The sequence below is a fragment of the Streptomyces sp. NPDC057136 genome, from assembly GCF_042670885.1.
Lineage (GTDB): Bacteria > Actinomycetota > Actinomycetes > Streptomycetales > Streptomycetaceae > Streptomyces.
The window spans coordinates 1-13,098 of record NZ_JBHUUV010000032.1; the positions used below are offsets into that span (position 1 = coordinate 1).

At 69.8% G+C, this 13,098-nt stretch carries 11 protein-coding genes; 3 read left to right on the plus strand and 8 right to left on the minus strand.

All coding sequences use genetic code 11. The features are described 5' to 3' along the window. Positions 1-51 precede the first annotated feature (51 nt). The 6 genes from mmsB to ACFT7S_RS29515 all read right to left on the minus strand — a co-directional run bounded on the left by mmsB (position 52) and on the right by ACFT7S_RS29515 (position 7,253). Positions 52-1,284, minus strand: a complete 1,233-nt coding sequence (mmsB, locus tag ACFT7S_RS29490) for a multiple monosaccharide ABC transporter permease (RefSeq protein ID WP_382737070.1) — start codon at positions 1,282-1,284, stop codon at positions 52-54. 7 nt (positions 1,285-1,291) lie between these two features. Beyond that, complete coding sequence (mmsA, locus tag ACFT7S_RS29495; protein ID WP_382737225.1) at positions 1,292-2,836, minus strand: multiple monosaccharide ABC transporter ATP-binding protein; 1,545 nt, start codon at positions 2,834-2,836, stop codon at positions 1,292-1,294. Between the two features lie 17 nt (positions 2,837-2,853). Continuing rightward, positions 2,854-3,957 carry a multiple monosaccharide ABC transporter substrate-binding protein gene (chvE, locus tag ACFT7S_RS29500; protein ID WP_382737072.1) on the minus strand — a complete coding sequence of 368 codons (1,104 nt, stop codon included), beginning with the start codon at positions 3,955-3,957 and terminating at the stop codon, positions 2,854-2,856. Positions 3,958-3,972: 15 nt separating this feature from the next. After that, positions 3,973-4,974, minus strand: coding sequence for a hypothetical protein (locus tag ACFT7S_RS29505; RefSeq protein ID WP_382737074.1), 1,002 nt, complete (start codon positions 4,972-4,974; stop codon positions 3,973-3,975). A gap of 108 nt (positions 4,975-5,082) precedes the next feature. Then, positions 5,083-6,102 (minus strand): zinc-binding dehydrogenase, encoded by a 1,020-nt coding sequence (locus ACFT7S_RS29510; protein ID WP_382737076.1) that lies wholly within the window; start codon positions 6,100-6,102, stop codon positions 5,083-5,085. Then, positions 6,099-7,253, minus strand: coding sequence for a mandelate racemase/muconate lactonizing enzyme family protein (locus ACFT7S_RS29515; RefSeq protein WP_382737077.1), 1,155 nt, complete (start codon positions 7,251-7,253; stop codon positions 6,099-6,101). Before ACFT7S_RS29515 ends, ACFT7S_RS29510 begins: the two co-directional genes overlap by 4 nt. A gap of 111 nt (positions 7,254-7,364) precedes the next feature. Here ACFT7S_RS29515 and ACFT7S_RS29520 point away from each other — a divergent pair, with 111 nt between their 5' ends. Both ACFT7S_RS29520 and ACFT7S_RS29525 read left to right on the plus strand, forming a co-directional pair. Beyond that, the gene (locus ACFT7S_RS29520; RefSeq protein WP_382737079.1) at positions 7,365-8,144 is read left to right on the plus strand and encodes an EI24 domain-containing protein; all 780 of its coding nucleotides are present in this window, start codon (positions 7,365-7,367) and stop codon (positions 8,142-8,144) included. Positions 8,145-8,150: 6 nt separating this feature from the next. Further along, positions 8,151-8,759, plus strand: a complete 609-nt coding sequence (locus ACFT7S_RS29525) for a LysE family transporter (protein WP_382737081.1) — start codon at positions 8,151-8,153, stop codon at positions 8,757-8,759. On the opposite strand, the gene ACFT7S_RS29530 is transcribed toward ACFT7S_RS29525, so the two are convergent. Further along, the gene (locus tag ACFT7S_RS29530; RefSeq protein WP_382737083.1) at positions 8,737-9,336 is read right to left on the minus strand and encodes a TetR/AcrR family transcriptional regulator; all 600 of its coding nucleotides are present in this window, start codon (positions 9,334-9,336) and stop codon (positions 8,737-8,739) included. The genes ACFT7S_RS29525 and ACFT7S_RS29530 overlap by 23 nt on opposite strands. Before the next feature lie 122 nt (positions 9,337-9,458). Between ACFT7S_RS29530 and ACFT7S_RS29535 the strand changes: the two genes are divergently transcribed. After that, positions 9,459-12,011 (plus strand): glycoside hydrolase family 3 protein, encoded by a 2,553-nt coding sequence (locus ACFT7S_RS29535; RefSeq protein WP_382737085.1) that lies wholly within the window; start codon positions 9,459-9,461, stop codon positions 12,009-12,011. 54 nt (positions 12,012-12,065) lie between these two features. Here ACFT7S_RS29535 and ACFT7S_RS29540 read toward each other — a convergent pair whose 3' ends face one another. Then, positions 12,066-13,088, minus strand: a complete 1,023-nt coding sequence (locus ACFT7S_RS29540; protein ID WP_382737087.1) for an aldose epimerase family protein — start codon at positions 13,086-13,088, stop codon at positions 12,066-12,068. Positions 13,089-13,098: the final 10 nt, after the last annotated feature.

Here is a 13,098-nt window from a genome sequence, read left to right on the forward strand (position 1 = left end):
GTACAGGGGGCGCCGCTCCTGATGCCCGAACTCCGTCTGTGAGAAGGGGTGTTACGAGCCGGCCTTGCGCTTGTTCCAGACGTCGAAGCCCACCGCCGCAAGCAGCACGAGCCCCTTGATGACCTGCTGGTAGTCGGTTCCGATACCGACCAGGGACATCCCGTTGTTGAGGACACCGAGGACCAGGCCGCCGATGACGGCCCCCATCACCGTGCCGACGCCGCCGCTCATCGAGGCGCCACCGATGAACGCCGCCGCGATCGCCTCCAGTTCGAAGTTGAGGCCCGCCTGCGGGGTGCCCGCGTTCAGCCGGGCCGCGTAGACGCAGCCGGCGAGCGCCGCGAGGACGCCCATGTTGACGAAGACGAGGAAGGTGACCTTCTTGTCCTTGACCCCCGAGAGCATCGCCGCGGCCTTGTTGCCGCCGAGCGCGTACACATGACGGCCGACGACCGCGTTGCGCATGACGTAACCGAGGCCGAGCAGCAGCGCGCACATGATCAGCATCACCACGGGCACGCCGTGGAAGCTCGCGAGCGTCAGCGTGAAGGCGACGACCGCGGCGGTCATCGCCACGCACTTCGCCGCCCACAGGCCGGTCGGGAGCACCTCCAGCTCGTACGCCAACTGGCGCTTGCGGTCCCGCCATTCGCGAAGGAGCAGGAAGGCGATCGTGGCCAGACCGATGAGGAGGGTCGGGTTGTGATACTGCGTGTACGGGCCCATTTCCGGGATGAAGCCCTTGGCGATCTTCTGGAAGCCCTCCGGGAACGGCGACAGGGACTGGCCCCCGAGCACGATCTGCGTCAGGCCCCGGAAGAGCAGCATTCCGGCCAGCGTCACGATGAACGACGGGATGCCGAGATACGCGATGAAGTAGCCCTGCCAGGCCCCGGCGGCCGCGCCGATCAGCAGCGAGAGGACGAGCGCGAGTACCCATGGCATGTCGTGTTTGACCATCATCACCGCCGACATGGCGCCGACGAAGGCCACCAGCGAGCCGACGGACAGATCGATGTGACCGGAGATGATCACGATCATCATCCCGATGGCCAGGATGAGGATGTAGCCGTTCTGCTGGATCAGGTTGGAGACGTTGTTCGGCAGCAGCAGCGTGCCGTCGGTCCATATCTGGAACAGCACGACGATGAAGACAAGGGCGATGAGCATGCCGTACTGGCGCATGTTCGACCGCACGCTCTGTGCGAGCACCTGCAGGGCGGGCTGTGTCACGGACGGCGGGGTCGCGTCCTTGGGTGGGGTGGCGGTGGCGGTGGTCCTCATGGCGGCCTCAGCTTCTGTTCTCTGATGTCTGGCGCGTCATCCGGCGCATCAGGGCTTCCTGGGTGGCGTCGGCGCGGTCGATCTCACCGGTCAGCCGGCCTTCGGCCATCGTGTAGATCCGGTCGCACATGCCGAGGAGTTCGGGCAGCTCCGAGGAGATGAAGAGCACTGCCTTGCCGTCGGCCGCGAGCTTGTCGATGACGCTGTAGATCTCGAATTTCGCCCCGACGTCGATCCCTCGGGTGGGCTCGTCGAGGATCAGTACCTCGGGGTCGGCATGGACCCACTTGCTCAGCACGACCTTCTGCTGGTTGCCGCCGGACAGCCGGCCCACCTGCTCGAAGACCGTGGGCGCCTTGATGTTCATCGAGGCGCGATAGCGCTCGGCGACCCGGCGCTCGTGATGCTCGTCGACGATGCCGCGCCTGGCCATGCCGGGCAGTGAGGCCAGCGAGATATTGCGGTTGATGTTGTCGATGAGGTTCAGGCCGTACGTCTTGCGGTCCTCCGTGACGTACGCGATGCCCGCCGCGACCGCCTCCGGCACGGTCTTCGTACGGACCGCCTTGCCGTTGACCTCCACGTCCCCGGCGACGTAACTCCCGTAGGACCGGCCGAACACCGACATGGCCATCTCGGTACGGCCCGCGCCCATCAGGCCCGCGATGCCGACGATCTCGCCCCGGCGCACGGTCAGCGAGACGTCGTCGACGACCTTGCGCTGGTGGTCGACGGGGTGCCGGACGGTCCAGCCGCTCACCTTCAGCGCCGTACCCTGCTCGCCCTCGTACCTCGTGCGCTCGGGGAAGCGGTGATCGAGGTCGCGGCCGACCATGCCGCGGATGATGCGGTCCTCCGACAGCTCCGGTTCGGCTTCCGCGTTCTCCCGCACCGTCAGCGTCTCGATGGTCCGCCCGTCGCGCAGGATCGTCACCGAGTCGGCGATCTCCCGGATCTCGGTCAGCTTGTGGGAGATGATGATGCACGCGATGCCCTGCTCGCGCAGCTCCCGGATGAGACCGAGGAGTTTCGCGCTGTCCTCGTCGTTGAGCGCGGCGGTCGGCTCGTCCAGGATGAGCAGCTTCACCTCCTTGGACAGGGCCTTGGCGATCTCCACCAGCTGCTGTTTGCCGACGCCGATGTCCGAGATCGGGGTCTGCGGATTCTCCGGCAGACCTACCCGCTTGAGCAGCCGCGAGGCCTCGCGCAGGGTGCCGTTCCAGTCGATGAAGCCGCGCCTGCCACGCTGTTCGTTGCCGAGGAAGATGTTCTCGGCGATCGACAGATGGGGGACGAGCGCCAGCTCCTGATGGATGATCACGATGCCGTGCCGCTCGCTGGCCCGGATGTCCTTGAACGCTACGGGTTCGCCCTCGAAGAGGATCTCGCCCTCGTAACTGCCGTGCGGATGAACCCCGCTGAGGACCTTCATCAGGGTGGACTTGCCTGCGCCGTTCTCGCCGCAGATCGCGTGGATCTCCCCGGCGTGCACGGTCAGATTCACCTCGGAGAGCGCCGTGACCCCGGGGAAGGTCTTGGTGATGGAGCGCATCTCCAGTGCGGGGCGGCTCACTTGAGCTGTCCTGCGGTGAAGTACCCCTCGTCGACGAGGAGATCGGTGTTCGACTTGTCGATGGAGACGGGCTTCAGCAGAAACGACGGCACGGTCTTCACACCGTTGTTGTAGTCGCTCACATTGTTGACCTCGGGCTTCTTCCCGGTGAGGACCGCGTCGCCCATCTGCACGGCCTGCTTGGCGAGCTTGCGGGTGTCCTTGAAGACGGTCTGTGTCTGCTCGCCCGCGATGATCGACTTGATGGAGGCGAGCTCGGCGTCCTGCCCGGTGACGACCGGCAGCTCCTTGCCGCCGTAACCGGCGCTCTTCAGGGCCGAGATGATGCCGATCGAGATGCCGTCGTACGGCGAGAGGACCGCGTCGACCTTCTCGGTGCCGTAGCTCTTGCTGATCAGGTCGTCCATCCGCTTCTGCGCGGTGCCGCCGTCCCAGCGCAGGGTGGTCGCCTGGTTCAGCTGCGTCTGCTTGCTGCGGACCACGAGCTGCTCGGACTTCAGATACGGGGTGAGCACCTTCATGGCGCCGTTCCAGAAGTACTTGGTGTTGTTGTCGTCGGGCGACCCGGCGAACAGCTCGATGTTGAACGTCTCGCCGGAGCCCTTCTCCGGCTCCTTCAGCCCCAGCCGGTCCAGGATGTACTGGCCCTGGAGCTCGCCGACCTTCTCGTTGTCGAAGGAGGCGTAGTAGTCGATGTTCTTCGTGCCTGTGATGAGGCGGTCGTAGGAGATGACGGGGATGCCCGCGTCGTGCGCCTTCTGGAGGACGTCGGAGAGTGCGGAGCCGTCGATCGCGCCGACGACGAGCAGCCGGTGTCCCTTGGTGATCATGTTCTCCAGCTGGGCGACCTGGTTCTCCACCTTGTCGTCGCCGTACTGGAGGTCGGTCTTGTAACCGGCCTTCTTGAACTGCGAGGCCATGTTCTGGCCGTCGGCTATCCAGCGTTCCGAGGATTTCGTGGGCATGGCGAGGCCGATGGTCCCGCCCTTGGCGTCATCGGCCTTGTAGCGGCTGCCACCCCTGGCCTCCTGGCCGCAGGCGGTCAGAACGAGCCCCAGGGTGACAGCGGTTGCGGCTACGGCGGCTCCGCGTATACGCATCGTGATCAGTGCCTCTCAGTGGTTCCGGACAGTTCCGGACAGTTCCGGGCTGGTGGGGAAGCGGTGCAGCTCGCCCGGCAGCCGTGAGCCGAGCGGCGACATGCCGCCGTCGGCACCGTGCCGCGCGAGCAGGTCGAGTACGAGCCGGCCGCGGCGGACCCGTTCCCGCGCGGTGGCGAGCGCGAGCTCGCGCAGCTGCCTGCCGTACGGGTAGATGCCGGGCGACTTGCTGAGCCCGAACTTCAGATAAAGCGGGGCGCCGCGCCGGATCAGCTCGGCCGCCTCGTACATCCGGACGTACCCGCCCAGGTCGTCCGGTGCCTCGACATACAGATCGAGGGGGACGCGACTGGCCCGCCGTATCTCCGTGAAGTGGGCGAGCGTCAGGTCGGAGGGCACGTTCACCGAGTCGGCGCCGAGCCGCTCCTGCACCTGTACGGCGGCCGGGTTCACCGAGCCGATGAGCGCGGACACCTTGAGCGTGGTGTCGGCGGGCAGCAGCCCTTCGTTCCGCATCCGGTGAAGGGTCCACAGGACCCCTTCGTCGGCGATGAGCAGGCACTTCACGCCCAGCTCGGTCGCCCTGACGGCATCCTCGATACACCCGGCCAGGGCGTCGTGGCCGCGGGCCCGCAGGCCCGCGCCGCCGGAATCCGTACGCGTGGACGCGCCGATGTCCCAGGTGCCGCGCGGTCCGGTGAACAGGCACAGCTCGATGCCGCGCTCGGCGCAGCCCGCCACCATCTCGGTGATCTCGGCGTCGCTGAGCATCCAGATGCCGCTGCCCTGGCTGATCCGGTGGACGGGGACGTCGAGTTCGGCGGACTCCTTCAGCACGACGGAGAGCGCCTCCGGGCCCTCCACGGACGGGATCTCGGTACGCCAGGTGCCGCCGTCGGGGAAGGAATGGGGCGAGGCGTCGGCGGAGGACAGGGCCGCGGCGCCGAGGCCGAGCGCGGTGAGCGCCGAGTCGCCGGGGCGGCGTGGGCCGGGGGGAGAAGCTGTGGCGTCGTTCACGGCTGGTCCTTCATATTCGATATTTCGGAACAAGGGAAGGGTGGGTGTACGCCGGTACGGAGGGTCGTCGGTCGCCTCCGTACCGGCGTACGGATCAGGGCTGAGCCGTCACGGGCGCAGCAGCACCTTGCCGGTCTCCGGGCCCCCGGCGCCGACGAGGGCCACGGCCTCCGCGAACTGTTCCAACGGGAATTCATGGGTGATCAGCGGCGCCGGATCGAGGAGCCCGGCGGTGAACGCCCGCACCGCGTACGACCAGGCCGCCGACGGCGCCCCGAACACGCTGCGCACGGTGAGCTGGCTCAGCGACAGATGCACCGGGTCGATGCCGACCGCCCCCGGGGTGAACATGCCGGTGAGCACCACGCGCCCGCCGCGCCGCGCCAGCAGGCACGCGTCGGCGGCGGTGGTCGCGGCCCCCGCGGTCTCCACGACCAGGTCGTAGCTGCCCCGCGCCTCCTCGGCCTGCTTCGGGGTACGGGTGTCGCTCGCCCCGAAGTCCAGGGCCAGGGAGCCCCGTTCCTCCCGCGGATCGATCACGGTCAGTTCCCCGGGCGATACGGCGGCCAGCAGCTGCACGGCGAGCAGCCCCAGCGTGCCCGCGCCCACCACCGCGACGCGCTCGCCCGGCTCGGGCGCCCCGGCCCGCACCGCGGCGGCGACCACCGCGGCCGGCTCCAGCAGGGCGGCGGACCGCAGATCGGCGTCGTCGGCCAGCAGGTGCAGCAGCCGGGCCGGGACCACGACATGGTCGGCGAAGGCGCCGGGCCGGGTGAACCCCGTCTCGTCGTATCCGGCCGTGCACAGCGAGGTCTCCCCGCAGCGGCACCGTTCGCACCGCCCGCAGGCCCGGAATCCCTCCGCGACCGTCCGCCGGCCGGTCAGCGCCGGGTCGACGCCCTCGCCCACCGCGTCGACGGTCCCGGACCACTCGTGTCCCGGCACCACCGGATAGCGGACGTAGGCCGCGTCACGATGGCCGTCGTACACCTCGCGGTCGCTCATACAGATCCCGGCTGCGGCGACCCGCACCCTGACCTCGCCGGGCCCCGGCTCGGGCAGGGGGCCCGTGGCGAGGCGGTGCTGCCCCGGCCCCTCGACGATCAACGCGCGTGAGAGGGGGCTCACTTGGGCTGCCTCTTCTCCCAGCCTTCGGCCCACAGGTCGAACCGGGCCTGCTGCTGCGGGAATTCGGCCGCGGCATCCACATCGAGTTCCACACCGAGCCCGGGGGCGTGCGACAGCTCGAAGCAGCCGGTGGCGGGGTCGACCTGCGGTGCGCCCTTCACGACCTTCTTGATGTCGGCGTCCGCGAAGTCGTTGAAGTGCTCGAGGATCTTGAAGTTGGGTGTGCAGCCGGCCAGCTGGAGGCTGGCGGCGGTCAGTACGGAGCCGCCCACGTTGTGCGGGGCGATCAGCGTGTAGTGGGTCTCGGCGGTCGCGGCGAGCTTGCGGGCCTCCAGGATGCCGCCGATGTGGCCGACGTCCGGCTGGATGATGTCGGCGGCCTGCGACTCGAAGAGCTCACGGAACTCGATCCGGTCGTGGATGCGCTCGCCGGTCGCGATCGGCAGATCGATCTTCTCGGCGACCTTGCTCAGCGCCTTGAGGTTCTCCGGCGGCACCGGCTCCTCCAGCCACGCGGGCCGGAACGGCGCCATCTCGCGGGCGATCCGCACCGCGGTCGAGGGGCTGAACCGGCCGTGCATCTCGAGCATCAGCTCGGTGTCGGGGCCGATGGCGTCCCGCACGGCCTCGATGAGGGACACCGCGTACCGGGTCTCCTCCTGGCCCAGCTCGAAGTGGCCCGTACCGAACGGGTCGATCTTCAGCGCGCGGTATCCGCGCTCCACGACCGCCTGCGCGGCCTTGTGGTACGCCTCCGGGGTCCGCTCGGTGGTGTACCAGCCGTTCGCGTACGCCTTGACCCGGTCGGTGACCTTGCCGCCGAGCAGCTGCCAGACCGGGACGCCCAGGGCCTTGCCCTTGATGTCCCAGCACGCCATCTCGATGACGGCGATACCGGACATGACGATCTCCCCGGCCCGCCCGTAGTCGCCGTACTTCATGCGGCGTACGAGATCCTCCACCGCGAACGGATCGGAGCCGGTGACGTGGTTCGCCGCCGCCTCGTGCAGATACCCGACCAGCGCGTCCGTACGCCCGAGCATCCGGGTCTCCCCGACGCCGGTGAGGCCCTCATCGGTGTGAACCTGGACATAGGTGAGGTTGCGCCATGGTGTGCCGACGACATGCGTGCTGATTCCGGTGATGCGCACGGAAGACGCCTCTCGGTTGTTCGATATTTCGTCACTCGTTCGAAATGCTGGCGTGACCGTAATGACGGGCCAGGGGACGTGTCAATGGTTGACACAAGTACGCTGAGCCGCATGAGCGATCTCGGGGTGGGCTTCGGCTATCTGATGAAGGGTCAGCGCTGGGCCTTCCAGCACGGCCGGTGGCTGGGATTCGGTCTGCTGCCCGGGCTGATCACCCTGGTCGTATACGCGGCCGCGCTGATCGGACTCGGTTACGGCGCCGACGACTTCGTCGGCTGGGCGACCCCGTTCGCCGACGACTGGTCCTCGCCCTGGCTCGGCCTTCTGCGCAACACCCTCGTCGTGCTGGTCTTCGTCTTCGGGCTGTTCCTCGCGGTGATCACCTTCACCGCCGTGACCCTCCTGGTCGGCCAGCCCTTCTACGAATCGCTCTCCGAGGAGGTCGACCGCAGCGAGGGCGGGGAGGTCCCCGAGTCGGGGCTGCCGCTCTGGCGCGAACTGTGGATCTCCGCCCGCGACTCCGCCCGTATCCTGCTGCGCGTCGCGCTGTACGGGGTGCTGCTCTTCGCCCTCGGCTTCATCCCGGTCATCGGGCAGACCGTGGTCCCGGCGATCGGCTTCTGTGTCTCCGGCTACTTCCTCGCCCAGGAACTGACCTCGGTCGCCCTCCAGCGCAGGGGCGTGGTCCTGGTCGACCGGCTCGCCCTGCTGCGCGGCCGGCGCCTGCTGGTCCTCGGCTTCGGCGTTCCGCTCACGCTCTCCTTCCTCGTCCCGTTCGTCGCCGTGTTCCTGATGCCGGGCGCCGTCGCCGGAGCCACGCTGCTGGTCCGCGACCTGGTGGCGCCGGCCGCCCCGGAGCCGTCGTCCCCGTACTCGCTGAACAAGGGCTGACCCGGTATGACCGAGATCTTCGCCGTCGCCGTCATCACCGTCCTCGCCGTCATCAGCCCCGGCGCCGACTTCGCGATGGTCGTACGCAACAGCTATCTGTACGGGCGCACGACCGGCCTCCTGGCCGCCACCGGAGTCGCCGCAGGCGTCCTCGTCCACGTCACGTACACGATGCTCGGCGTCGGCCTGCTGATCGCGTCATCCACCGCCCTGTTCACGGCGATCAAGCTGGCGGGAGCGGCCTACCTCGTCTACATCGGGGTACGCACGTTCTTCGCCCGCAACGATCTCTCCGTCGATCTGGCGTCGAAGCCCGAACTGAGCCCGTTCGGCGCGCTGCGCGCCGGCTTCCTCACCAATGCGCTGAACCCCAAGACGACGCTCTTCGTCGTCTCCACCTTCACCCAGGTCGTCGGCCCGGACACGGCTCTCTGGCAGCAGGCGGGCTATGGTCTCTTCATGTCCGTGGCGCACTTCGGCTGGTTCGGTCTGGTGGCGCTCTTCTTCTCGCACTCGCATCTGCGCACCGCGATGCTGCGCTGGCAGAAGGTCCTCAACCGGACGATCGGCTCGGTGCTCGTGGGCCTCGGCGTCACGCTGGGGCTGGCCCGCTGACCCGGTCCTGCCCGTCCCGCAGCAGCCGCAGGAAGTCCCGGAACGCTCCCGGCATGTCCACCGTGTCCGGGTCCAGCAGCCACTGGTACTGCAGGCCGTCCATCACCGCCACCATCAGCGTGGCCGCACGCTCCGGCGTCAGCCCGCCCGGCAGCTCCTCGCCGTGCTCGGCCCGGAGCGAGGCCGCCATGTCCGCGCGGACCTGCGTGTAGCGCAGGGTGAAGAACTCCCGCGCCGGATGCTCCTCCGTCACGCTCTCACCGAGCAGTGCCGAGAAGGTCTGGACGATGGCGGGGCGCATCGCGTTGTACTCCACGAGCGAGCCCAGCAGTTCGAGCGGCCACGCGCCGTCGCCGCGGCTTCCGCCGCCCCCTGTGTCCCACCGGTCGCGGTCCTCCAGCACGGCGACGAGCAGCGCCTCCTTGGTGGGGAAGTAGTGCAGGAGCCCCTGCTGGCTGAGGCCCACCCGCTCGGCCACCGCGCTCAGCGTGGCCCCGCGGTAGCCGCGCTCGGCGATGACTTCGAGGGTGGCGCGGAGGATCTCCGCCCGCCGCTCCTCGCTCCTGGCCCGTACCATCGCCGGCCCCTTCCGTGCGCATCCGCCCCCGTCAGCAGGACCGTACGGCATCCGGAGGGCGCACAGACCCTGGATAACGGAATGGTAACCAAAACTACCGTCTTACCTGGACCGACGTCACTATGGAGACCTTCGCAGTAACTCGACGAGGAGGTACGGCCGTGGCAGACGCGTCCACATCCAGCACGCCCGAGGCGGTCCGCGGGGCCGCGGTGGAAGCGGCGCTCGCCGCACTCGGCCTCGACGACAAGGCACGGCTCCTGGCCGGCCAGGACATGTGGTCGCTGCCCGCACTGCCCGCGATCGGACTCCGGTCGCTCGTCATGTCCGACGGCCCGATCGGCGTACGCGGGGTCCGCTGGACCGCCGACGACCCCTCCGTCGCCCTGCCCTCGCCCACCGCCCTCGCCGCGACCTGGGATGCGGGCCTCGCCCGCCGCGCCGGCAGGCTGCTCGCCCAGGAGGCCCGCCGCAAGGGCGTCCACGTCCTGCTGGCTCCCACCGTCAATCTGCACCGGTCCCCGCTCGGCGGCCGTCACTTCGAGGCGTACAGCGAGGACCCGTACCTCACGGGCGAGATCGGCACCGGCTATGTGCGCGGCGTACAGGAGGGCGGAGTCGGCACCACCGTCAAGCACTTCGTGGCCAACGACGCCGAGACGGACCGCTTCACCGTCGACAACATCGTCGCCCCGCGCCCCCTGCGCGAGCTCTACCTCGCCCCGTTCGAGCGGATCGTCAAGAACGCCCACCCGTGGGGCATCATGGCCGCCTACAACCAGGTCAACGGCTCCACCATGACCGAGCACCACTACCTCCAGAACGCGGTGCTGCGCGGCGAGTGGGGCTTCGACGGCTTCATCGTCTCCGACTGGCTGGCCGCCCGCTCCACCGTCGGCGCCATCACCGGCGGCCTCGACGTCGCCATGCCGGGACCGAGGACGGTGTACGGGGACGCGCTCGCCTCCGCCGTCAGGGCCGGTCAGGTCGACGAAGCGGTGGTCGACAGCGCCGTACGCAACGTACTGCTGCTCGCCGCCCGCGTCGGCATCCTCGCCGGCGCCCCGCCCGTCGTCGACCCGGCCGACCGGCCGACGGGCATCGACGGCGCGGCGCTGGCCCGCGAGATCGCCCGCCGCTCCTTCGTCCTCGTACGCAACGAGGGCGCCGCGCTCCCCATCCGCCCCGAGGCCGTCCGCAAGGTCGCGCTCATCGGCGCCCTGGCCCGGGACGCGCGCGTCCTCGGCGGCGGATCGGCCCAGGTCTTCCCCGGCCACATCGTCTCCCCGCTCGCCGGCCTGACCGCCGCGCTCCCGACAGGCGTGATCGACTACCGCGTCGGCGCCGACCCGAACGACGAACTCGCCGCCGCCGAGCAGGGCTTCGGGCTGAAGGCCGTCTGCCGCGACCGGTCCGGCACCGTCCTCGGCACGGCCCCGCTGCACAGCGGCTCCGTCCAGTGGGTCGGCACCGATGTGCCGGACGGCGTCACCCTCGACACGCTCCACAGCGTCGAGGTGACCGGCACCTTCGTCCCGCGCGAGACCGGCGAGCACACCTTCGGCACCCGTGGCACGGGCGCCCTCACCCTGAAGGTCGCCGGCCAAACCCTGTACGACGGCGTGCACCGGGTCACCGGCTCCACCGACCCGGGCGAGGCGTTCTTCGGCAGCCCCGTGGAACGCGGCCGCCTCACCCTCACCGAAGGAGTCCCGGTCGAGGTCTCCCTCCGCCAGGTGCCCGACACCCTCGGCGCCGACTCACCGATCCCCGGCGTCTCGTTCTCCCTCGTCCACCTCGGTCCGCGCCTTGACCCCGCCGAACTGATCGCCGAAGCCGTCGACGCGGCCCGCGCCGCCGACACCGCCGTCGTCGTCGTGGGCACCACCGAACATGTCGAGTCCGAGGGCTTCGACCGTACGGACCTGGCGCTCCCCGGCCATCAGGACGACCTCGTGAGGGCGGTCGCCGCTGCCAACCCGAAGACGGTCGTGGTCGTCAACTCCGGTTCCCCGGTGGAGCTTCCGTGGCGGGACGAGGTCGCCGCCGTGCTGCTCAGCTGGTTCCCGGGCCAGGAGGCGGGGCACGCACTCGCCGACGTCCTGCTCGGCGTGGACGGCGCCGAACCGGGCGGCCGCCTCCCCACCACCTGGCCGGCCACCCTCGCCGGCGCTCCGGTCTCGGGCACCGCCCCCACCGGGGGCGAACTCCACTACGACGAGGGCGTCTTCATCGGCTACCGGGCCTGGGAGCGGTCCGGCACGGCCCCCGCCTACCCCTTCGGACACGGCCTCGGCTACACCACCTGGGCCTACGAATCCCTGCACGCCACCCCCGAAGCCGCGACCGTCCGCCTCCGCAACACCGGCCCGCGCTGCGGTGCCGAGACCGTCCAGCTCTATCTGGCACCGGAGAGGGAGACGGAGAGGGAGACGAAAAGAAAGACGGAGACGGAGACCGCCGGACGCCCGGCCCGCCAACTGGCCGGGTTCGCCCGCGTCGAGGCGGCACCGGGCGAGACGGTCGAGGTCACGGTCCCGCTGGACCGGCGGGCGTACGAGATCTGGGACGAGAGCGCCTACGGATGGCAGCTGGTCCCCGGCGTCTACCAGGTGCAGGCGGCCCGTTCCGTCGCCGACATCCGGCTGACCGCCCCGGTGGAGATCAAGGAGTAGACAGCGGCGCCCCGTGGGCGGAGAAGTCCCTCCGCCCACGGGGCCCGGACGTGGTCAGCGCACCGAGAAGCCGTACACGGTCGTCGACACGTACTCCTCGCCCGGCCGCAGCACCGTGCTCGGGAACTCCGGCCGGTTCGGCGAGTCCGGGAAGTGCTGGGTCTCCAGCGCGATGCCCGCGCAGGGTCCGAACGGCTGCCCGTCGAAGTGATCGGCGGTGTACAGCTGCATCCCCGGCTCCGTCGTACGGACCGTCAGCACCCGCCCCGACCCGGGTGCGTACAGCTCGGCCGCGACCCCGTCCTCCGTGGACCCGTCGAGCACATAGTTGTGGTCGTAGCCCGCGCCCACCGCCCTCGGCTCCCTGAAGTCGAACCGGGTCCCCTCCACCGCGGCGAGCTCGCCCGTCGGCAGCGAGGCACCGTCCACCGGAGTGATCCGCCCGGCCGCGATCCGCAGCTCGTGCCCGAGCGCGCTCGTACCGTCCGCGCCGTTCAGATTCCAGTACGTGTGGTTCGTCAGGTTCACCACCGTGGGCGCGTCCGTCGTCGCCCGGTAGGCGATCCGCAGCGCCCCGTCGGCGTCCAGGCTGTACGTCACCGAGACCGTGAGCCGCCCCGGGAAGCCCTCCTCGCCGTCCTCGGCCACCAGGGAGAGGCACACGCCGTCCGGGACCTCCCGCGCCTCCCACACCCGCTTGTCGAAGCCCCGCGCCCCGCCGTGCACATGGTTGCCGCCCTCGTTCGGCGTGACCTGATGGGCCGTGCCGTCGAGTACGAAACCGGCGCCCGCGATCCGGTTCGCGTACCGCCCGACCAGGGCCCCGAAATAGGGCCCGGAGAACTCCTCGTACGCCGCGAGATCCGGCAGCCCCAGCGCCACCTGAACCCGGGCACCGTCCCGGCCGGGGACCTCGACCGACTGCACGATGCCGCCGTACGTCAGCACGCGCACCCGTGTGCCGTCCCGCTCCAGAGTCCAGCGCCGGACGGCCGCGCCGTCGGCGAGGGAGGAGTAGTCCTCCGCGTATATGTCCGTGCCCGTTGTACCCGACGTATCCGTCGTACCCGTCGTCATGATCAGGGAC